General features: G+C 53.6%; 17 protein-coding genes and 1 tRNA gene. 13 read left to right on the forward strand and 5 right to left on the reverse strand.

The features are described 5' to 3' along the window. Nucleotides 1-54 precede the first annotated feature (54 nt). The 5 genes from Pelsub_RS01640 to Pelsub_RS01660 all read left to right on the forward strand — a co-directional run bounded on the left by Pelsub_RS01640 (nt 55) and on the right by Pelsub_RS01660 (nt 5,847). Entirely contained in the window at nt 55-930 is an 876-nt protein-coding gene (locus Pelsub_RS01640; protein WP_126440354.1) for an Ig-like domain-containing protein, read from the forward strand. A 223-nt stretch (nt 931-1,153) separates the two neighbouring features. Beyond that, on the forward strand, nt 1,154-3,373 hold the full coding sequence (locus Pelsub_RS01645; RefSeq protein WP_126440356.1) for a universal stress protein: 2,220 nt from the start codon (nt 1,154-1,156) through the stop codon (nt 3,371-3,373). Between the two features lie 68 nt (nt 3,374-3,441). After that, complete coding sequence (locus Pelsub_RS01650; protein WP_116225340.1) at nt 3,442-4,044, forward strand: TetR/AcrR family transcriptional regulator; 603 nt, start codon at nt 3,442-3,444, stop codon at nt 4,042-4,044. Next, entirely contained in the window at nt 4,041-5,030 is a 990-nt protein-coding gene (locus Pelsub_RS01655) for an SDR family oxidoreductase (protein ID WP_116225341.1), read from the forward strand. Before Pelsub_RS01650 ends, Pelsub_RS01655 begins: the two co-directional genes overlap by 4 nt. Before the next feature lie 19 nt (nt 5,031-5,049). Continuing rightward, nucleotides 5,050-5,847, forward strand: coding sequence for an SDR family NAD(P)-dependent oxidoreductase (locus Pelsub_RS01660; RefSeq protein WP_116225342.1), 798 nt, complete (start codon nt 5,050-5,052; stop codon nt 5,845-5,847). Nucleotides 5,848-5,905: 58 nt separating this feature from the next. Here Pelsub_RS01660 and Pelsub_RS01665 read toward each other — a convergent pair whose 3' ends face one another. Then, complete coding sequence (locus Pelsub_RS01665; RefSeq protein ID WP_158674928.1) at nt 5,906-7,036, reverse strand: DUF389 domain-containing protein; 1,131 nt, start codon at nt 7,034-7,036, stop codon at nt 5,906-5,908. Nucleotides 7,037-7,166: 130 nt separating this feature from the next. Here Pelsub_RS01665 and Pelsub_RS01670 point away from each other — a divergent pair, with 130 nt between their 5' ends. Both Pelsub_RS01670 and Pelsub_RS01675 read left to right on the forward strand, forming a co-directional pair. After that, nucleotides 7,167-8,432, forward strand: a complete 1,266-nt coding sequence (locus Pelsub_RS01670) for a glucose-1-phosphate adenylyltransferase (RefSeq protein WP_116225344.1) — start codon at nt 7,167-7,169, stop codon at nt 8,430-8,432. Between the two features lie 96 nt (nt 8,433-8,528). Next, complete coding sequence (locus Pelsub_RS01675) at nt 8,529-11,360, forward strand: cation-translocating P-type ATPase (protein WP_116225345.1); 2,832 nt, start codon at nt 8,529-8,531, stop codon at nt 11,358-11,360. Nucleotides 11,361-11,422: 62 nt separating this feature from the next. On the opposite strand, the gene Pelsub_RS01680 is transcribed toward Pelsub_RS01675, so the two are convergent. From Pelsub_RS01680 to Pelsub_RS01690, 3 genes are all read right to left on the reverse strand, one after another. Continuing rightward, a complete protein-coding gene (locus Pelsub_RS01680; RefSeq protein ID WP_116225346.1) occupies nt 11,423-12,070 on the reverse strand; it encodes a ribonuclease HII in 648 nt (215 codons plus the stop codon). After that, nucleotides 12,063-12,788 carry a dolichyl-phosphate beta-glucosyltransferase gene (locus Pelsub_RS01685; protein WP_116225347.1) on the reverse strand — a complete coding sequence of 242 codons (726 nt, stop codon included), beginning with the start codon at nt 12,786-12,788 and terminating at the stop codon, nt 12,063-12,065. Before Pelsub_RS01685 ends, Pelsub_RS01680 begins: the two co-directional genes overlap by 8 nt. A gap of 68 nt (nt 12,789-12,856) precedes the next feature. After that, nucleotides 12,857-13,789 carry an endo alpha-1,4 polygalactosaminidase gene (locus Pelsub_RS01690; protein ID WP_116225348.1) on the reverse strand — a complete coding sequence of 311 codons (933 nt, stop codon included), beginning with the start codon at nt 13,787-13,789 and terminating at the stop codon, nt 12,857-12,859. 196 nt (nt 13,790-13,985) lie between these two features. Between Pelsub_RS01690 and Pelsub_RS01695 the strand changes: the two genes are divergently transcribed. Then, nucleotides 13,986-16,076: a ribonucleoside triphosphate reductase gene (locus Pelsub_RS01695; RefSeq protein ID WP_116225349.1), complete on the forward strand. Its 2,091-nt coding sequence runs from the start codon at nt 13,986-13,988 to the stop codon at nt 16,074-16,076. Next, nucleotides 16,073-16,759, forward strand: a complete 687-nt coding sequence (locus Pelsub_RS01700; protein WP_116225350.1) for an anaerobic ribonucleoside-triphosphate reductase activating protein — start codon at nt 16,073-16,075, stop codon at nt 16,757-16,759. Before Pelsub_RS01695 ends, Pelsub_RS01700 begins: the two co-directional genes overlap by 4 nt. Nucleotides 16,760-16,849: 90 nt before the next feature. Here the strand turns inward: Pelsub_RS01700 and Pelsub_RS01705 are convergent. Continuing rightward, nucleotides 16,850-16,925: transfer RNA gene (locus Pelsub_RS01705), tRNA-Pro, on the reverse strand. 85 nt (nt 16,926-17,010) lie between these two features. Here Pelsub_RS01705 and Pelsub_RS01710 point away from each other — a divergent pair. Genes Pelsub_RS01710 through gatA form a run of 4 tightly spaced genes read left to right on the forward strand, consistent with a single transcriptional unit; the run spans nt 17,011 to nt 20,616 of the window. Beyond that, nucleotides 17,011-17,943 carry an alpha/beta hydrolase gene (locus tag Pelsub_RS01710; protein ID WP_116225351.1) on the forward strand — a complete coding sequence of 311 codons (933 nt, stop codon included), beginning with the start codon at nt 17,011-17,013 and terminating at the stop codon, nt 17,941-17,943. Further along, entirely contained in the window at nt 17,940-18,800 is an 861-nt protein-coding gene (locus Pelsub_RS01715; protein WP_116225352.1) for an alpha/beta hydrolase, read from the forward strand. The genes Pelsub_RS01710 and Pelsub_RS01715 overlap by 4 nt, the downstream gene beginning before the upstream one ends. Then, the gene (gene gatC / locus Pelsub_RS01720) at nt 18,791-19,138 is read left to right on the forward strand and encodes an Asp-tRNA(Asn)/Glu-tRNA(Gln) amidotransferase subunit GatC (RefSeq protein ID WP_198418378.1); all 348 of its coding nucleotides are present in this window, start codon (nt 18,791-18,793) and stop codon (nt 19,136-19,138) included. Before Pelsub_RS01715 ends, gatC begins: the two co-directional genes overlap by 10 nt. A gap of 5 nt (nt 19,139-19,143) precedes the next feature. Then, on the forward strand, nt 19,144-20,616 hold the full coding sequence (gene gatA / locus Pelsub_RS01725; protein WP_116225353.1) for an Asp-tRNA(Asn)/Glu-tRNA(Gln) amidotransferase subunit GatA: 1,473 nt from the start codon (nt 19,144-19,146) through the stop codon (nt 20,614-20,616). The last annotated feature ends 2 nt before the right edge of the window (nt 20,617-20,618 follow it).

The raw sequence follows: 20,618 nt of genomic DNA on the forward strand, positions 1-20,618 counted from the left end.
GGGCTAATTGCTATAATTATTTATAGCAATAAAAGATTTTCGATGAGGTGAGAGATGAAGAGAATAAAGTTATTGGCAATTCTGTCGATGGTGATGCTCGTGCTGATATCCTGCGATTTTGGAGGATTTACAGTAGATTTTGGCAATGGCGACAGCAGCAGCCAGGCCGCGGCTGTACCGGTGGAAGCGGGTATAGATTCGCCTGCCAACGGATCTACCCTGGCAATGGGATCAGTGGATATTTCCTATCATGCCAGCAGCACGGAAGGTGTTTCGGCAGTTGAGCTAAGTATCGATGGGAATGTGGTCAGCTCCATTGCCACACCCGGATCGGACCAGAAAGTAGTTGCTCTGAAATATACGTGGCAGCCGACACAATCCGGCAGCCATACCATTGGCGTGCGCGCCCAGAACACCGCGGGCACATGGAGCGATTACGTTACCACCATGGTCAGCATTGCAGCCGCTGAAGAACCGCAGGCAGCAGAACCGCAGGCAGCGGTTGAGAATACGCCCGAACCGACAATCACGCCCAAGGTGGAAGCGACTGCCACGCCGGATGTGCTTACGATCTTTGATATCAAGCATGATAAGACCAAGTTTTATTACGGCAGCAACAAGTGCGGCAGCCACGAACTGACCATCTCGGCGCGAGTCACCCAACCAGAAGATGTGTATGCCCTGATTTTGTTCATCCGTTTTGCGGATAAGGAGAGCGCCGCTTTTACGAAGTGGGACAGCGGGCGAGCCATGTCCAAGAAATCGGGCGACCTGTACAGCGTTACACTGACATCCACCAAGGTCACCAACTATAACGCCTATGAGTTTGCGGTGATGCGCTATCAGATCGTTGCCCAGGATAAAGCCGGCAACAGCATCGCGCGTACCGAAGTAATGGAAGATCTTAATATTGAAGTTTGCCCGAACTAAATAGCCTTTCCTTCAAGAAATGACAGCCCGCGAAAGCGGGCTGTTGAGTTTTTTTGGAATTTATTGCTATTGTGTATTGTAAATAATAGGTGTAAGATTTCGCAATAAGTAAGAAGAACCATATATAAAAATTGCTCAAACGTTTTCAGTGGTCTGGTGAAGCACCGGTCACTGTATTTTTTTTAACAGATCGTATCTATTGTTATCAAGGAGGATTTTGCCATTGAGCAAGAGAACATTGAAAAGACAACTAAGCCTGTTCCAGGTCATCATGCTGGGTACGGCCGGTACCATTGCATCGGAGATTTTCGTGCTGACCGGCCACGCAGCGGGCATATCCGGATCGGCTTCCATCATAGCCATCATCATTGGCGGATTCTTAAGTTTTAGTATTGCCCTGAATTACAGTGAATTGGCTACGGTTTACCCTGAGACCGGCGGTGCATTGACCTACGTGCGCGAAGCATGGGGAAAGGGATTGCTGTCTTTTTTGGTTGGTTCCATGGACTGTATCTCCAGCACTTTTTACTGTGCGCTTTCCGCCATCGGTTTTGCTTACTCTCTTTCTGTCTTTGTCCCCTCCCTGCCAATTGTTCCCGTAGCCATTTTAGTCATCATCGTTTTCACGCTCCTGAACATCCGCGGCGTTTCGCTGGTCGGCAACGCGCAAATCTTATTGGGCGGTTCGCTGTTGTTGATGTTTGGCATTTACATCGTATATGGATTTCAATCCCCGACCGGTTTTAACGTAAATACCTTGTTCCCGCAAGGCAAGATATTCCAATCCGGCAGTATCTGGCAGAATATCACGGCTATGTTTAAAACCATCGCGTTGATCTACGCTGCTTATGTCGGCTTTGAAGTGATTGCGGACGATGCGGAAGAGATCCGGCGGCCGGATAAGAATATTCCCATTGCCATTTTGATCAGCCTGACCCTGATCACACTGATATATTCCCTGACCATGACGGTAACAATGGGTACACTGCCGGCTGATTCGCTGGCCGGTTCGGAGACTGCCCTGACCGACGCCATTGCGAAATTCATGCCAAAGGGCGGTGTCATTATGATGGCGGTGGCCGGTTTGGTGGCTACATTGACCTCGGTCAATTCTTCCATGCTGAGCGCCACGCGCGAGGGATTCACGCTCAGCCGCGACGGGTTATGGCCGCGCGGTTTGGCGCGCCTGAACCGCTACCGTGTTCCATTTATGTCGGTGCTCTTTATCGGATTGGTTTCCTCCTTGATCACCATAATCGGCTTGGTGGATTTCCTCAGCTTCATTACCTCGGCTGGTTACCTGTTTGTGTTGTTCTGGTCCAACCTGGCAATGATCCGCTTGCATAAAAAATACCCGGCCATCCACCGTCCGTTTAAAGCGCCTTTATTCCCGCTGACACCAATTATTGCTTCGCTGACCTGTTTCATTGTGATTATGTTTTCCGATACCAAGCCGTTGCTTTTTACAATGGGCGTGATCATCATTTTCGCAATCTATTATTATGCGGAACAGGGGGTATCTGCCTGGGTGCTGTCGCATAAATCCGAAAAGTTGCCGGGGCGCTCGCGAATTATTGTGCCGGTATTGGACACCAACGCAGCAGATTCATTGATTGGATTGAGCGCTATTCTGGCGCAGTCGGAAATGGACATTAACATCTGCCTGATGTCGGTTGTCACCGATACGTTGGCAAACCAGCCGGAATTGCATGACCAGTTTATGCAAGCCATCAACAGTCAGCGCAAAGCCGTCATGGAAAAATTCATCCATTACGCGGTTGAGCGCAACGTACCCATGTATACCAAGATGGTCAGCGGTGAAACGCTGGTGCGCAGTATTCAGGAAGAGGTTGGAATAGACAGCAATACCAAGCTGGTACTGGCGAGATGGCCTGAAAAGCATATGTCGAATAATTTCTCGGAAGAAGCAATCCGACAACTCAGCCGTGAGATCAAAACCAATTTGGGCGTTTTTGTCGATCAAGGCTTGAGCCAAATCCAAACCATTATGGTGCCGGTGGGCAGCGGGTTGCACTGCCGTATGGCTATCCATCTGGCAAACGATATCGCCCAACAGGAAAATGCCCACGTGGATTATGTGCGCGTGCTGCCGGCCTCCAAGGATGTGGAAATACTTGAGGATCAGATGGCTCATTTGCAGGAGGTGGTTATCACAGAACTGGGCGAGCTTCCACCGAACGCGGTGCTGCGCTTGCTGTTTTCCGACAAAGTGGAAGAGGCTCTGCTGGCAGAAATGAATGAAAGTCCCTACAACTTAATTATCATCGGTTCGGCCGATGCGCATGAGTTAAATGGTCATCTGTTTGGGGAAGTGGCTGATAAAGTGGCAGAGGCAGCGCCGTGCAGTGTTTTGGTGGTTAAACGCCACCAAAGCGCTACAGCTTCCTGGCTGCGCCATCAGGTCAAGCGTCTGGATCGGTAATTCTGTTCATTTGACAACCTTGATAAACCAACATAGAATAAAAACCGACCGATTGGTCGGTTTTTATTATGGCACAACAGCGCAGTGAGGATACCCGAAAACAAATCATGACCACGGCAGTGAATGTATTCTGCCGCAGCGGATATGATGCTGCCGGCGTGGCTGAAATTTGCAGCCTGGCGGGTGTCAGCAAAGGCGCTTTTTACCACCACTTCCCCTCAAAGAAAACGCTTTTTTTAGCGATTATGCAGCAGTGGTTAACGGAAGTTGATAATCGGTTGAACGCATTGCGGCAGCCGAATGTGGCGGTATCCGATACCCTGATGCAAATGGCCCATACCATTGGAACCGTTTTTACGGAAGCCAGCGGGCAGCTGCCCATGTTCCTCGAATTCATGGTGCAAGCCAGCCGGGATAAAACCGTCTGGGAAGCTACCATTGCGCCTTATCAGGCTTACCAATACCGTTTCGCCCACATGCTTGAAGAAGGAAAAACCGAAGGATCGATTCGTGAAGGGGAAGATGCTCAGGCAGCCGCCTGGGTGCTGATCGCTTTTGCGGTGGGGATGCTGCTGCAAGGCGTGGTACTGCCGGAAACGGCAGACTGGGAAACCATCGCAGGCAGGGGCATGGGTATGTTGGTGGAAAGTATGCAAAGGAGTAATAAATGATATTGGTAACCGGAGCTGCCGGACATATTGGCAATGTGTTGGTGCGGGAGTTGGTTAATGACGGAAATGATGTGCGGGCATTGATCCTGCCGGGCGAGGACGTGTCCTCCCTGGAAGGTCTGTCCGTTGAAATTGTACAAGGAGACGTGCTCGATCCGCAATCGCTGGATGCGGCCATGCACGGAGTGGATCTTGTTTTTCATCTGGCCGGGATCATTTCCATTCTGCCCGGACAGGATAATTTGATGCGGCGGGTGAACGTGGACGGCACGCGCAACGTGCTGGCAGCGGCGCAGAAAGCCGGCGTGAGCCGGTTGGTGTACACCAGCTCCATCCATGCCCTTAGCCGCGATTGGCTGGGAAAGATTGACGAACATGTACCTTTTGACCCGGACAACCAGGCCGGAGAGTATGATCGCACCAAGGCGCAGGCTTCGTTGGCTGTGCTGGAAGCTGTCAAGCAGGGGTTGGATGCTGTGATTGTTTGCCCAACGGGTGTGGTTGGCCCTTATGATTACCGCGGTTCCGAAATGGGTGACTTACTGCGTTCCTGGCTGCGCCTGCGGCCGCATTTAATGATCGAGGGCGCGTACGACTTCGTGGACGTACGAGACGTGGCCCGCGGACAAATCCTGGCTTGCGAGCACGGCAAAACCGGTGAGGTTTACATCCTTTCAGGTGGACGCGTGCGCCTGATGGAGATGAAGCAAATGGTACAGGATGTGCTCGGCAAACATTCCATGACCATCAAAATTCCCACCTGGTTGGCTAAATTTGCATCGCTGTTTACTCCCCTGTTTTACAGACTGACCCGGCAGGTCCCCAAGTTTACCGAATATTCGCTTGAGACTGTGCAGAGCAACTCGGACATTTCCAACCAAAAAGCCAGGAACGAGCTGGGGTACAGCCCGCGCGCTCTGGTTACCACGATTGGCGATACCGTACGCTGGTGGTTGGCAAAAGAAGGAAAAACTCACATACTCTAGAAAGATATAACATTATTCCATGGCAGATAACATCGACAATATGTATGTACTGATTACAGGCGCGTCTTCCGGGATCGGCGCATCCCTGGCGAAATTCCTGGCCGGGCAGGGCCAGCAGATTTTCATGACGGCCCGGCGAGAAGACCGTTTGGAGGCGCTCAGCCGCGATATCCGCGAGCAGGGCGGACGTGCGGATTACCTGGCAGGGGACATCAGCGACGCAGATTTCCGCGTTTTTTTAATGGAAAAAGTTCAGGAAAAAGGCCGGTTGGACGTGCTAATCAACAATGCAGGCTTTGGCTATTACGGCTATTTTTACCAAATGCAATGGCAGGACGCCCATAATCTGCTGGCGGTTAATATGGAAGCTTTGGCGCATTTGACCCGTTTGGCACTGCCGGAAATGGTTGCGCGCGGGTCCGGCCGCATTATCAACATCAGCTCCATCGCGGGCGCGCTGCCCAACCAGGGCATTGCCATGTATTCCGCCAGCAAAGCCTTTGTGGACGCTTTCACCACTTCTCTATACCGCGAATTGCGCGGCAGCGGAGTAACAGCCAGCGCTCTGCGGCTTGGACCGGTGGAAACCGAGTTTTATAAACAAGCCCGCCAGAAGGAAAATGGCGGGCCGGTTCCCGCGGAACGCTTTGCGATTCCTGTGGAGCGGGTTAACCGGGCTTTGTGGCGGCTGCTGCGGCGCCCGCGCCGGGCAATGTATGTACCCGGTTGGTTGTCTATCACGCGCTGGGTTGAACCGCTCTTTGGCGCGCTGATTGATCCCCTGGGACCGCTGCTGCTGCGTAAAGCAAAACATTGAGAGAAAAAAAGCGCCCTGAGTTTCATCAGAGCGCTTTTCCTTTATTATGAACAGATTTCTATTGGGTTACCCTGGGAGTGGGTGTTCCATCAGGCGTCAGGATTTGCATGGGAACGACAATGATTTCCAGCGCAACCGGGCTGTGTAGTTCCTCGGCAATCTCGGTTTGCATTTCTTCCACCTCGGCGTATGTCAGATCGCGGGTGGTGCGCAGGGTTACGCTAATATTCTTTACATCTGATTCCGATGTGATAGTCAGGTCAATCAGGTTGGCGGTTGTATAGCGATCGATGCTGTCCAGAATGATTGTGCGGGCCTGGGAATACAGACGGGCTTCGGAGATGGTGTTCCAGGCTAAAGCTGCCAGGAGCAAGCCGATTACCACAACCAGAAAAGTAGAAATGGAAAGGCTGCGGGAAATTTTGCTGGTCTCTTTCATATTACGCGGACCGAATCCCATGGCCGCAAAAGTGATGATACCCGCGAAAGCAATGGCAACCAGGTTGGTGACGAAGAGCAGCGAGGCGCCCAAAATAATGGAAGAGTTCATAAAAGCGATGCCGAAGCCAATAACGCATAGTGGCGGCATAAGCGCGGTGGCAATGGCCACACCAGGCAGAGCTGCCGTCAGGCGCGGATGAGCCAGGGCATAAGCCGCGGCTGCACCGCCTGCTATGGCAATGCCTAAATCCATCGGGCTGGGGCTGGTACGCGCCAGCACTTCGTTCGGAATGGCGGCAGTAACCCCAAAAGGCAGCCGGTAGGAAAGGAAGGCAATCAACGCGGAAAGTAAAATCGCTATTCCGGAGCCCTCAACAATGGCGATCAATGAGCGTTTGAACAGGCGTGACAGCCCGCTGATGGAAGCCATGGAAAGGCTCAGGATAGGCGACATCAAGGGCGCAACCAACATGGCACCGATAATGACCGCGGCTGAATTCGTGAGCAAGCCGAAGGTGGCGATCGTACAGGATAATAAGATTAAAGTGAAATAATCCATCCCGGGTGACGATGAATCTACCAAGTCATTCAAGACAATGGCTTTGCGTGTCTGGGTTAATTTTTGTTCGTTGAAGAGAAATGCGGGTATGTGCTGCAACCAGGCTATAAAGCTGCCAGGATGGTTTTCAGCGTCTGATTCGACGGTGTTTTCTGATAATTTTTGTGTTTGATTTTTATTATTTTTCATTGTTAATATTAAGTAAATTTTTCTCATTTTACTCGAATCGTGGACGGAATATTATACTTAGTTCCTGTATACTTAGGAGAAATAATATTTGGGTACTTGGTTATAATGGCAATTAGATGATGAGGTAACCATGAATTCCTACGACAATGTAATGGGAGTAATTATGGGGGGCGGACAAGGTACTCGCCTTTACCCGTTAACCAAGGAACGCGCAAAACCGGCTGTGCCTATTGCCGGAAAGTACCGTTTGATTGATATTCCGATCAGTAATTGTATTAACTCGGGTATTTTCAAAATAGCCGTTCTGACCCAGTTCAATTCCGTCTCACTACACCGTCATATTTCTCAGACCTACAACTTCGATATGTTCCATACCGGTTGGGTGCAGATTTGGGCTGCCGAGCAAACCCTGCTGGCCAATGATTGGTACCAGGGTACGGCCGATGCTGTGCGCAAACAATTGGTTGAAATCCGCACCGCGCGTATGCCGTTCGTTCTAATTCTGGCGGGGGACCACCTCTATCGCATGGATTACAGCGATATGATCCATTTCCACTGGGACAAGCAGGCGGATGTAACCGTTGCGGTCCAGCCGGTTTCAAGAGAGGAAGCCCCGCGATTAGGGCTGCTGAAGCGAAATGAGAACATGGGCATCACCAGCTTTGCGGAAAAACCCAAAGATAAGGAAGTCCTCGAGGCCATGATCAGCCAACCGGATTCCGACAAACCTTATTTCGGCTCAATGGGAATTTACCTTTTTAATATCGATGTGCTGATGGACCTCCTGGAGAATTCCAGCTATGAGGATTTCGGCAAACATGTCATCCCGGCTGCGATTGAAAAGTACAACGTTTTTGGCTACGAATACAACGGATTTTGGGCGGATATCGGAACTATTCGCGCTTTCTTTGAGACCAACCTGGCGATTGCCAGTAAGAATCCGCCTTTTTCCTTGATTGATGAAGGTTGGCCGATTTATACCCACCCTCGCTTTTTACCCGGCTCTCAGGTTGAAGACACTTATATGGAAGATACCATGTTGGGTGAGGGCTGCTGGATTCAGAAAGCGGATATCCGCAACGCGGTAATTGGTCTGCGCAGCCAGATTCGCTCCGGCACAAAAATCAGGCGTTCCATTTTAATGGGCGCGGATTACTATGGCTTTTTCCGGCGAGGAAACGAACCGGATGAGGAATTGATCCTTGGTATCGGGAAAGATTGTGTCATTGAAGGGGCCATCATCGACAAGAATTCCAGCATCGGCAACAATTCAACCATATTGCCCTTCCCACCCGGAACAAATATTGACAACGACCTCTATATCGTACGGGATGGCATTGTTGTTATCCCCAAGGGAACGCGCCTGCCTGCCAATACACGTATTGCACCAGGGTAAATTATGCATTAAACTTGTTTCCTTGTACGGTTTTTTAAATCCCGGATTTATTGATTAATGTAACAAAAAAATAAAATCTATAAAGGAGATATCATTATGCCTGCGAATAACACGGCAGAAGAGCTGCCTGCCAGCCCGGACATGAAAGTAACCTGGCACGCGCTCAGCGGTAAAGAAGTGTTGGAAAAGTTAGGTTCAGCGGTGGATAAAGGCTTGTCAAAAGACGAAGCCGCCAAACGTCTTGAAAAATTCGGACTGAACCAACTCAAGGAAGGCAAGAAAACAACATTCTTGCAGATGGTCATTGAACAGCTTAGCAGTTTTGTAGTTATTATGTTGATCGTAGCTGCAATCATTTCCATTTTCTTGGGTGAGACAGTAGATGCTATCGCAATTATTACGATTGTAGTTTTGAATACCGTCATGGGGGTGGTTCAAGATTCTCGTGCGCAAAAAGAATTGGAAGCGTTGAAAAAGATGGCGGCACCGGAAGCCATGGTGCTGCGCGGCGCGCACCGCGTTTCCGTACCGGCTCGCGAGCTGGTACCGGGAGATATCGTATTCCTTGAAACCGGCAACTTTGTACCCGCCGATATGCGTTTGCTGGAAGCAGTCAACTTGCGCATCGACGAAGCGGCACTGACGGGTGAATCCGTTCCGGTGGAAAAGAACGAGGGCTCCGTTTTTGACGTGGATGCTTCCCTGGGCGACCGCAAGAACACCGCTTTCAGCGGCACCGTAGTAACTTACGGCCGCGGCAAGGGTGTGGTGATCAGCACAGGTATGTATACCCAGCTGGGCCTGATCGCTACCATGCTGCAATCGGTCGAGGAAGAAGAAACTCCCTTGCAGCGGCGCCTGGATCAGCTTGGCAAGACGCTCGGGTATGCCTGTTTGGTGATCAGTGCTTTGGTTTTTGTTGCTGGGATTATCGAAAAAGGCGATCCTTTGGATATGTTCATGATCGCTGTCAGTTTGGCCATCGCGGCAGTACCGGAAGGACTGCCGGCTGTGGTGACCATCTCCCTGGCTTTAGGTATGCAGGAAATGATCAAGCGCCACGCTTTGATCCGCAAGCTTTCCTCAGTGGAAACCCTGGGTTCGGCCACCGTGATCTGCTCGGACAAGACCGGCACCCTGACCCAGAACGCCATGACCGTCACGCGCGTGTGGGTCGACAACGAAACGCTCGAAATCACCGGCGGCGGCTACAGCCCTGAAGGTGAATTCCGCAAGGACGGCAAGACCATCAACATTCACGATTTCCCGGCCATCTCCACGGCGTTGTGGGTGGGTACCTTGAACAATGATTCCCAACTGGAAGAAACCGTCGAAGACGGCAAATCCAGCTATCGCATCATCGGCGACCCGACTGAAGGATCCATTTTGGTAGCGGCAGCCAAAGCCGGCGCGCGCGCGCCGGAACTGAACAAAGCTTATCCCCGTTCCGGCGAAATTCCTTTCGACTCGGACCGCAAGCGCATGGTTACCCTGCATGAGATCAAAGATCCTCAGTCGCAGGATATTTCCCCCTTCGAAGGCAAAAACGATAAAGAAGCTTATGTCATTGCCGTCAAAGGCGCCCCGGATGTGGTATTGGGTTTGTGCAACCGCATCCAGAAGCAGGATAATACCTGCGCACCTCTGGACGAAAAAGGCAAGCAAGCGATTCTGGCTGCCAACGACAATATGACCAAAGACGCCCTGCGTGTGCTGGGCATGGCTTACCGTGTAGTTTCCGTCAGACCCGACCAGGTTGACAGCGATCACATGGAACAGGACCTGGTCTTCGCCGGTCTGGTTGGCATGATTGACCCGGCCCGTGAGGAAGTCAAACCGGCTTTGCTGCGGGCCCTCGGCGCGGGCATCCGCACCGTCATGATCACAGGTGACTATCCCAACACCGCCAAAGCCATTGCCGAAAGCATCGGCCTGCTACGCCCCGGACACAAAGTGTGCACCGGCGCTGAATTGGATAAGATGGACGACGCGACGCTCTCCAGTGAAGTGGAAGAGATCGATGTGTTCGCGCGGGTTTCACCGGAACACAAGATGCGCATCGTCAGCGCGCTGAAAGCCAACGACGAAGTGGTGGCCATGACCGGCGACGGCGTCAACGACGCCCCGGCCATCAAGGCTGCCGACATCGGCGTGGCGATGGGCATCACCGGCACCGATGTTGCCAAGGAAACGGCAGACATGGTACTGACCGACGACAACTACGCCAGCATCGTCTCGGCGGTTGAACAAGGCCGTGTGATCTACGCCAATATCCGCAAATTTGTTTATTACCTGATTTCCTGCAACATGGCGGAAATCATGATCATCTTCATCCCCACCATGTTCGGACGGTTCCTGTTCCCCAAAGCCGCAGACATGGGCATGCTTTCCCCATTAATTCCGATCCAACTGCTGTGGCTGAACCTGGTGACCGACGGCGCGCCCGCGCTGGCGTTGGGCACCGAAAAGGGCGACCCGGATATCATGTCCCACAAACCGCGCCCGCCCAAAGAACCGATCATCAACCGCTTCATGCTGACAGGCGTGATCGTGCAAACCATTGCCATCACCACGACCACTTTGATCGCTTATGCCATCGGCTCGAACCATGCGGACCCGCGCTACGCGGAAACGCTGGCGTTCGTGACCCTGGTTTTCTCTGAATTGCTGCGGGCTTACACCGCGCGCTCGGAACGCTATCCGTTGGCTAAGATCGGCGTTTTCACTAACAAATGGATGAACTGGGCTGTATTGGCCTCCTGCGCTTTGACGCTGATCGTCATCTACGTTCCTTTCATGGCAGACATCTTCAACGTCCTACCGATGGGTTGGGAAGAATGGCGGTTGGTCATTCCGCTGTTCCTGGTCCCGTCCATCGCGGCGGAAGTGGTGAAATATATTGTCAGCGGAAAAAAGAAAACCGCATAAATCCAACCGTATATGATAAAAAAGACGAAAGGTTTTTGCCTTTCGTCTTTTTGTTTAAGCATTTATACCGGTTGTTTGAGCGGTTGGAAGCTCATGCGGTGAATTTCACAAGGTCCCAATTCAGCTATGGCCTGACTGTGCAGGGCGGTCCCATAGCCTTTATGCCGGGCAAAACCGTATCCAGGATATTGTCCGTCCATTTTGACCATGAAAGCATCCCGCCCTACCTTAGCCAAAACGGAAGCCGCCGCTATACTAAGCGATTGGCAGTCGCCTTTGGGGATGGAAAGCTGCGGGCTGGAGCAGTCCTCGATGTTGATGTAATCCACCAGCAGGTAGCGCGGGGGATTGCTGATCTGGTCAATGGCGCGCTGCATGGCCAGGCAGGTGGCCGGCACAATGCCGATAGCATCAATTTCGGTGTGACTGGCGCTGCCCACAGCCCAGGCCACCGAAGCGGATTTGATGCAGCTTTCCCAGCGCTCGCGCTGTCTGGCGGTCATACGCTTGGAATCGCGCACACCCGACAGCAGGTTGCAAATGCGTTCATCACTGGGCAGCACCACCGCTGCGGCAAAAACCGGTCCGGCCCAGGCGCCCCGCCCGGCTTCGTCCAGCCCGGCAACTACCTGAAAACCTTCTTCCCATAACCGTTTTTCGTACTCGATATGGGGCTTATCCGGTAAGTTAGTGATTTTTGTTCTAGGCATGATATTTTCCAGTGATCGCATTCCAACGGATTTTGAGTAAGTCACAACCCATCTGAAATGAATCGCGCAGCACGCGTATGTTGCTGTGCGGGTTGTAGTACCAGGGGATGGGAATTTCGCTTATGGCATACCCCAAACGGCGGGCGATGAAAAGCGCTTCCGCGTCGAATGTCCAGCCACTGTTGCTGACCAGCGGGAAAACCTTTTCAACCACATCCGCGCGAAAACATTTAAACCCGCATTGGGTATCCTGCAGACCGGGCAGAAGCAGCAGGCGCACGATCCAATTGAACACCCGCCCGATGATGTGGCGGTACTCGGGTTCATCGTAACGCACGGCGCCGGGCGCTTCGCGCGAAGCAATGGCTACAGGCGCGTTCTCCAACAGGGGCGGGAAGAAACGTGAGATTTCCTCGATGGGCATGGACAGATCCGCGTCGCAAAAAAAACGGTATTCGCCGCGGCTGATTTCCATGCCGCGCCGCACGGCCCAACCTTTTCCACGCTGATCTTCATGAATGACCACCAAATTGTCGATGCTGGTTTGCATGGCCTTGGTTAGCTCGTAAGTATTGTCAGTGCTGCCATTCTCGACCACGACGATTTCGGCGCTGTAAGATTGGCTCTGTAAAAAGGCGTGGATCTTCTCCAGCGATGCCGGAAGTCGGGTGGCTTCGTTGTAAGCGGGAATAATGATGGAAAGATATATGTTTTTCAATCAGCCGCCTCAAACAGGGTTGAAGTGATTATATTATCAAAAAACAGGGATTTGCCGGTTAAGCGATTTTATCGGCTATCAGGTAAATTACAGTAATTTACCCAGGCGTCCAGATCGCGGTTTTTGAAGATTGCCGAGTACCCCAATTCAGCGGCTTCCGCACAGAAAGGCGCGTCGTTTGGCCATTCATCGGTATATTCCACCTGGAAGACGGCCTTGCCGGCCTGCGTGAAGGGCTGCAGGTCGCCGCACCATTCATAAACACTGCAATCCTCGACCAGAGACCAGTCGAACCAGACTACCAGTTCAGCAGCCTGCCCAGGGTCGTTTTTCAGCCCAATAGCCATGCCGCGGCTGTGAGCCTGCTGGCTGAGCCAGCGGTTGTAGGCCAACTGGTCAGCCGCGCTGATGGCGAAGCCGGTGTCCTCGTCGTAGTTTTGCATATTATCCGCGTCGATGCCGTCGCAGCCTTTTTCCACGGCCAGGTCGAAGCGCGCTTCCATGATGGCGGCGAAATCGGTGAAATTGTGGATGTCCAGCCATTTTTCGCCCGGCCAGCCTTCGTAATCCTTGCCGAGGACTGCGTCCGGAAAATCGTTTGCATCCGGGCGGTATTCCTCCCACGAACCACTGTTGAGATAGCAGATAACTTTCTTACCCTGCGTGTGCAGCGCGTCGATGCTTTCCTGGGGCGTCTCGAACAGGTCCAGGGAGAATACCTGCGCGTTTACTTTGAAATCCGGCGGGTAATCGGCGTATTGGATCTGCAGGCGGTCATCCGTTTGGGGCTGCCAGCCGCTATACACTTGCGGCGTCTCAGACGGGGTAGGGGTTGGCAGAGCGGCCGGCGCGGACGCTGTAGTCGGGATATATGCGCATAAAAGCGGCAGCAGCATCCCGCCGATCAACACGCGTGGAAAATTTAAGCTTAAATATTTCGCGCGTTTTTTTAAAAATTTGCCAATTTTAAGGATGGGAGCGAGCGTTTTGAGATTTCTCATGCTATCCTTATTTTATCGAAAAATATCGTATTTGGTACGGTGAAGACCGGTGAAAATCCGGCACTGTCGCGCAACGGTTAGAGTCCGATCCTGTACCAATACTCCAGAATTAGCAGGCTCGCGTCAGGCTATTTGGACCAAATGTCCGGCTTTGACGCCGGATGTTTTTATTCTATGGCAATCACAAGGAGGTTTAATGTTTAATCAAATTAAAAAACGAGACGGGCAGGTTGTGCCTTTTGATGCTGAAAAAATTTCCCGTGCCATTTTTAACGCGGGCAAAGCCACAGGTGAATTCGGACAGGCTGAAGCGGAAGTGCTGACAGGACAGGTGATGTTCGAGGCACGGACGCTGATCGAGGAAGTCATTCCGGGTGTTGAGCAGATCCAGGACATTGTGGAAGACGTTCTGCTCAGCTCGCGCTATAAAAAAACCGCCAAAGCGTATATCCTCTACCGCGACCAGCACAAGCAGCTGCGTGAAACCGCCATCAAAATGAACAACGGCCTGGTCGAGGAATATCTGAAAAAAACGGATTGGCTGGTCAACGAAAACAGTAATATGGCCTTTTCGCTGCAGGGCTTGAACTACTACGTCTCCTCCGAGATTACCAAGAATTACTGGTTGAACCGCGTTTACCCGGAACCCATCCGCCAGGCGCACCTTAAGGGTGATTTTCACCTGCACGATCTGAATATCTTGTCAGTTTATTGCGTGGGGTGGGATTTATATGATCTGTTGTGCGTGGGCTTTACCGGTGTGGAAGGCAAGATATCCAGCCGGCCGCCCAAGCATTTCCGCACCGCCCTGGGGCAGGCGGTTAATTTCTTCTATACCCTGCAGGGCGAAGCCGCCGGCGCGCAAGCCTTTAGCAATTTCGATACCTTGTTAGCGCCCTTTATCCGCTATGATGGTTTGACCTATAAAGAAGTCAAACAGGCCTTGCAGGAATTCGTTTACAACATCAACGTGCCCACGCGAGTGGGTTTCCAAACACCTTTCACCAACGTAACTATGGATTTAACCGTACCGTCCTATTATGCCGAGCAGGCGGTTATCATCGGCGGCCAGCCACAGGCAGAGCCTTATGGGGATTTTCAGGAGGAGGTGGATATGTTTAACCGCGCCTTCCTGGAGGTGATGGTTGAGGGGGATGCCAAGGGGCGCGTCTTTACTTTTCCCATTCCGACCTACAGCATCACCAAAGATTTTGATTGGGAGCGTGAATCTATCGGGCAGTTGTGGGAAGCCACGGCGCGTTACGGCCTGCCGTATTTTTCCAACTTTATCAATTCGGACATGAATCCGGAAGATGCGCGCTCGATGTGCTGCCGGCTGCGTATCGATAACCGCGAGCTGCGCAAGCGCGGCGGCGGGCTGTTCGGCTCCAATCCGCTAACCGGCTCGATCGGCGTGGTGACGGTCAACCTGGCCCGCATCGGCCATGAAAGCCTGAATAAAACCGAGTTCTTTAATTGCCTGGACGATCTGCTGTTATTGGCGCGCGACAGCCTGGAGATCAAGCGCAAAGTGCTGGAGCGCTATACTGAAGGCAACCTTTATCCCTATACGAAATATTACCTGCGCCAGATCAAGGCCCAGTCCGGCTCATACTGGAAAAATCATTTCTCCACCATTGGTGTGATCGGTATGAACGAAGCTTTGCTGAACCTGATGGGCAAGAACATCGGTTCCACGGCAGGCAAACAGTTTGCCGAGGAGATATTGGATCACGTGCGCGAAAAGCTACTGACTTTCCAGGAGGAAACCGGCAACAATTACAACTTGGAAGCCACGCCGGCCGAAGGCACTTCCTACCGCTTGGCACTGCTGGACCAGCAGGCCTTTGATGATTGCTGGTTTGCCAACGGTAAAGGCCGCCAGGTGGCGCAGCCTTTCTATACCAATTCCACTCACCTGCCGGTGAACTACAGCGAGGACATTTTTGAGGTGTTGGACTTGCAGGATTCGCTGCAATCGCGCTACACCGGCGGGACTGTGCTGCATTTCTTCCTGGGTGAACGCGTCAGCGATCCGGCCAGCGTAAAAACCCTGGTGCGCAAGATCTGCGAGAATTATCACCTGCCTTATTTCACACTCACGCCCAGTTTTAGCATTTGCCCCAATCACGGTTACCTGGACGGCGAGGTGGAAGAGTGCGAACAATGCGGGGAAAGCTGCGAAGTGTATTCACGCGTGGTGGGTTACCTGCGACCGGTCAAACAGTGGAACGACGGTAAAAAAGCCGAGTTTGAAATCCGCAAGCATTACACTGTGCCGGTATGATCCTGGGCGGGCTGCAAAAGTTTTCCCTGGCGGATTACCCCGGCAAGACCTGCGCGATCCTGTTCACACGCGGTTGCAATTTTCGCTGTCCATACTGCCATAACCCGGAACTGGTCTGGCCGGAGCGATACACACAGAAAATCTCAATGGAGAATACGCTGGCTTTTCTGGAAAACCGGCGCGGGCTGCTGGACGCCGTGACGGTTACCGGCGGAGAGCCGTGTCTGCAACCCGATTTACCGGATTTGCTGGTAAAGCTTAAACGCATGGGTTTTGCCGTAAAGCTGGACACTAACGGCAGCTTCCCGGAAAAGCTGTGGGATGTGATCGTCGGCGGATTGGTGGATTACGTGGCCATGGATATCAAGGCCCCGCTGGCGAAATACGCGCGGGTGAGCGCGGTGGACCTGCCGGTGGAACCCATCCGCGCGAGTATCGCCCTACTGCTGGAAGGGCGCGTGGATTACGAGTTCCGTACCACGGTTGACTGCGAGCTGCTGGATGAGGAAGACCTGCTGGCGATTGGGGAGGACATCCGTGGCGCGCGCAAGTACTATCTGCAAAAACTGAATGCGTACGATGCTAAGGGAGTCAACCCAGCGTTACGTACACAGGATAGTGATTGGCTGCAGGATGTAGCGCTGAAGCTGGGGGTATTTGTGGAGCATTGTTCTGTGCGCTGATTTTTTTTAACCAAGAAATACATAAAACACACGAAGGATGATTTAAACGTAGCGCGGGCATTCCTGCCCGCGTATCAATCATAAACAAAATGGTCGGGGTGGGCGGACTCGAACCGCCGACCTCTGCGTCCCAAACGCAGCGCGCTGCCAACTGCGCTACACCCCGGCGCTTAGAGTATAATCGGTTCCTGCCCCGGCCGTCAAGGAACGGGGTTTTAATGCCTGTACAATATTAAACAGGATAACCTCTCATGAAAACACGCATCCGCATTTTTGCAATGCTTATTCTTTTCGCTATCGGACTGGCAGCCTGCGGCGAGCCGTCGCCGGCAGTTGAGCAACTGCCGGTTGAGCAGCCGACGCGGACTCCGGGGCCAACCCTGCCGCCGGTGGAAGTCAGCCGGCCGCCCCAAAGCACCGCGACACCCTCTCCCCAAATAGAGATTTCCTTAAGCGGTACCTGCGCCGGCACCGGAGAAGTCAAATACTACAAACTGGATTCCGAGTTAATGAACGGTGAACTTTACGTCAGCGTCTACCTGCCGCCCTGCTACGACGCAGCGCGCGCGCAGGGTTATCCCGTGCTGTACCTGCTGCATGGGCAGACCTTTGACGACCAAATGTGGCTGGACCTGGAGGCCGGACAAATCGCCGATGAACTGATCAGCAGCAGCCAGTCGCAGCCCTTCCTGATGGTCATGCCCTATGAAGAGTTCTATTACCGCCAGCCCGACACGACCAATTATCCAGAGGTCTTCACGGATGAGGTTATTCCCTTTGTGGACACGACCTTCAACGTGTGCACCGAGCGCGCCTGCCGCGCACTGGGTGGTATTTCCCGGGGCGCATCCTGGGCGCTGCGTCTGGGCTTGCAGCATTGGGAGTTGTTTGGTTCCTTTGGCACGCATAGCTTGCCAACTTTCAAAGGCGACCTGGACGACCTGCCGGATTGGCTGGCTGAAATCCCGGATGGCAGCGCGCCGCGCATTTACCTGGACACCGGCCGCTTTGACCCGGAAGTTAAAACGGCTTACCGGGTGGAGCAGGTCTTGAATGAAAAAGGCATTATGCATGAATGGCACCTGAACGATGGGCGCCATAATACCGATTATTGGTTTGCGCATATGCGCGAATATATGCAGTGGTACGCGGCCGGTTGGGAAGAGATGGAGCCGGAGCAATGAAATACCTGCGCGGCGTATTGCTGTTGCTGCTGCTTGGGTTGACAGCTTGCCAGAACATTGGCGCTGCTGTGGCACAGCCCAGCACCACCCCGGCACCCAGCCTCACCCCAACGGCTCTGCCCACGGCTACCCCCACGCCGATCCCGGTCTGTACGGAAACGCGCGGGCGTTTTGAATTCCATGAAATCCAAACCACGCTGATGACGCACCCGCTGTCCTTCCGCGTTTACCTGCCGCCCTGCTACGATTTCGACGAAAGCACGCGCTATCCGGTGCTGTACTTCCTGCACGGGCAGAGCTTCAATGATGACCAGTGGGATCGCCTGGGCGCGGATGAAGCTTTGGACGAATTGATCGCCGATGGGGAAGTGCAGCCCTTCATCATCGTCATGCCCAAAGAATCCAATTACATGATCGACCAGTGGACTTCCAAATATGGTCCGGCGTTGGCGGAGGAATTGGTGCCCTGGATTGACGGATATTACCGTACTAAAGCCGAGCGTCAATATCGCGCCATCGGCGGGTTATCGCGCGGCGCGGCCTGGGCCATGCGCACCGGGCTGATCTATTGGGACGAGTTCGGCGCGATTGGCGGGCACTCATTGGCGCCTTTCCGCGGCGATTTCAATGAGTCGCCTTTTTGGTTCCAGAAGATCCCGGAGGACCAAAAACCGCGCATCTGGATCGACGTGGGCACGATGGACTTCATTGCCGACGCGGCCAAGGTCTTTGCCGGGCGGCTGGAAGATTACGGCATGCCTTTTGAATGGCACGTCTACGACGGCGCGCATGTGGAATCCTATTGGGCCGCTAACGTCAAGACCTACCTGCGCTGGTACGCGGCGGGGTGGGATTAAAGTCACTGAAAAAACCGCCGGATGGCGCGCCCTTTGTTATAATTGCGACCATGACGCTGACCCTCAAAGAAGTTGAACATATTGCCCTATTAGCCCGCCTGGAATTAACGCAGGAAGAGAAAGAACGCTACCAGCAGCAGCTTTCCGATATTCTGGACCACGTGGCCCAGCTGCAGGCGCTGGATACCAGCCAAATAAAGACTGCTTCCGTGGTGCAGCCGCCCTTGGCGCGCTTGCGCGAAGATGAAGCTCTGCACGGGCTGACCACCGAACAGGCACTCAAGAACGCGCCGTCTGCCGAAAAGGACCAATTCCGGGTGCCCCCCGTACTGGATTAACCCTCATGGATGCTTTACACACCCTATCCTTAAAAGAAACGCTGCAAGCCCTGAACGATGGGCAGGTTTCCAGCCTGGAACTGACCCGCGCGTATCTGGACCGCATTGAGAAGCTTGAACCGCAGCTGCACACCTTCATCACCCTGACGCCTGAGCTGGCTATTTCTATGGCCGAAGCGGCGGATGAAAAACGCAGCCAACTGAAAAAGAACGGCGCAAGCATGCCGGCCCTGTTGGGCCTGCCGATGGCGATCAAAGACGTGCTGACGGTGAACGGCGTGCGCACTACCTGCGGCTCCAGGATCCTTGAAAACTTCGTTCCGCCCTTCAACGCCACGGCTGTACAGCATTTGCTGGACGAGGGTATGGTGGTGCTGGGCAAGACCAACACGGATGAATTCGCCATGGGCTCTTCCACTGAGAACTCAGCTTACGGCGTTACGCATAATCCCTGGAATACCGAGTGTGTACCGGGTGGATCCAGCGGCGGATCGGCCGCGGCAGTGGCTGCGCGCCTGGCGCCGGCCGCGCTGGGCACCGACACGGGCGGCAGTGTGCGCCAACCGGCTTCCTTCTGCGGCGTGACCGGCATCAAACCCACTTATGGGCGCGTCTCGCGTTACGGCCTGATTGCCTACGGTTCCTCGCTGGATTCGGCAGGCGTTCTGGCTCACAGCGCCGAAGATGTGGAAATCATCTTCCGCTTGATGGCCGGGTTTGACCAACGCGACTCCACCAGCATAGACCGTCCTTTGGAAGACGCCGGTTGCGCGAAAGCCTCCGATATCAAGGGCTTGCGCGTGGGCGTGCCCAGGGAATATTTCATCGAAGGCATCCAGCCGGAAGTGGAAGCGCGGGTGCGCGAGGCTATTGCCGTGCTAAAAGAACAGGGTGCTGAAATTGTAGAGATCTCCCTGCCGCATACCGAGTATGCGCTGCCGGTTTATTACCTGATTGCCCCGGCGGAAGCCTCCGCCAACCTGGCGCGCTACGACGGCGTGCGCTTCGGGCTGCGCGAGGAAAACGGCGGCGTGATCGACATGTTTTCCAAATCGCGCGGCAAGGGCTTCGGCCCCGAGGTCAAGCGCCGCATCATGCTGGGCACTTACGCGCTCTCGGCCGGTTATTACGATGCTTATTACGGGCAGGCGCAGAAAGTGCGCACGCTCATCAAAGCCGATTTCGACCAGGCTTTTGAGCGGGTGGATGTTGTGGCGGCGCCGATTGCCCCCACTACGGCTTTCAAGATCGGCGGCCACGGCGACGACCCGCTGGCCATGTACCTGGAAGACGTCTTCACCCTGCCGGCCAACCTGGCGGGCGTGCCCGGCCTGGCCTTCCCGGTCGGTTTCGACGGCCAGCATCTGCCGGTCGGCATGCAGTTGATGGGCCGGCCGTTCCAGGAAAGCACTCTCTTCCGCATGGCGCATGCTTACCAGCTGGCGACCGATTGGCATAAGCAGTCCCCCAGCCTATAATA

The organism is Pelolinea submarina (assembly GCF_003966975.1).
GTDB classification, from domain to species: Bacteria; Chloroflexota; Anaerolineae; order Anaerolineales; family Anaerolineaceae; genus Pelolinea; species Pelolinea submarina.

What these genes read in the sequence shown, in the direction of transcription:
- Pelsub_RS01640 (WP_126440354.1), top strand. Translation starts at nt 55, where the DNA reads ATGAAGAGAATAAAGTTATTGGCAATTCTGTCGATGGTGATGCTCGTG.
- Pelsub_RS01650 (WP_116225340.1), top strand. Translation starts at nt 3,442, where the DNA reads ATGGCACAACAGCGCAGTGAGGATACCCGAAAACAAATCATGACCACG.
- Pelsub_RS01655 (WP_116225341.1), top strand. Translation starts at nt 4,041, where the DNA reads ATGATATTGGTAACCGGAGCTGCCGGACATATTGGCAATGTGTTGGTG.
- Pelsub_RS01660 (WP_116225342.1), top strand. Translation starts at nt 5,050, where the DNA reads ATGGCAGATAACATCGACAATATGTATGTACTGATTACAGGCGCGTCT.
- Pelsub_RS01665 (WP_158674928.1), bottom strand. Translation starts at nt 7,036, where the DNA reads ATGAAAAATAATAAAAATCAAACACAAAAATTATCAGAAAACACCGTC.
- Pelsub_RS01670 (WP_116225344.1), top strand. Translation starts at nt 7,167, where the DNA reads ATGAATTCCTACGACAATGTAATGGGAGTAATTATGGGGGGCGGACAA.
- Pelsub_RS01675 (WP_116225345.1), top strand. Translation starts at nt 8,529, where the DNA reads ATGCCTGCGAATAACACGGCAGAAGAGCTGCCTGCCAGCCCGGACATG.
- Pelsub_RS01680 (WP_116225346.1), bottom strand. Translation starts at nt 12,070, where the DNA reads ATGCCTAGAACAAAAATCACTAACTTACCGGATAAGCCCCATATCGAG.
- Pelsub_RS01690 (WP_116225348.1), bottom strand. Translation starts at nt 13,789, where the DNA reads ATGAGAAATCTCAAAACGCTCGCTCCCATCCTTAAAATTGGCAAATTT.
- Pelsub_RS01695 (WP_116225349.1), top strand. Translation starts at nt 13,986, where the DNA reads ATGTTTAATCAAATTAAAAAACGAGACGGGCAGGTTGTGCCTTTTGAT.
- Pelsub_RS01700 (WP_116225350.1), top strand. Translation starts at nt 16,073, where the DNA reads ATGATCCTGGGCGGGCTGCAAAAGTTTTCCCTGGCGGATTACCCCGGC.
- Pelsub_RS01710 (WP_116225351.1), top strand. Translation starts at nt 17,011, where the DNA reads ATGAAAACACGCATCCGCATTTTTGCAATGCTTATTCTTTTCGCTATC.
- Pelsub_RS01715 (WP_116225352.1), top strand. Translation starts at nt 17,940, where the DNA reads ATGAAATACCTGCGCGGCGTATTGCTGTTGCTGCTGCTTGGGTTGACA.
- gatA (WP_116225353.1), top strand. Translation starts at nt 19,144, where the DNA reads ATGGATGCTTTACACACCCTATCCTTAAAAGAAACGCTGCAAGCCCTG.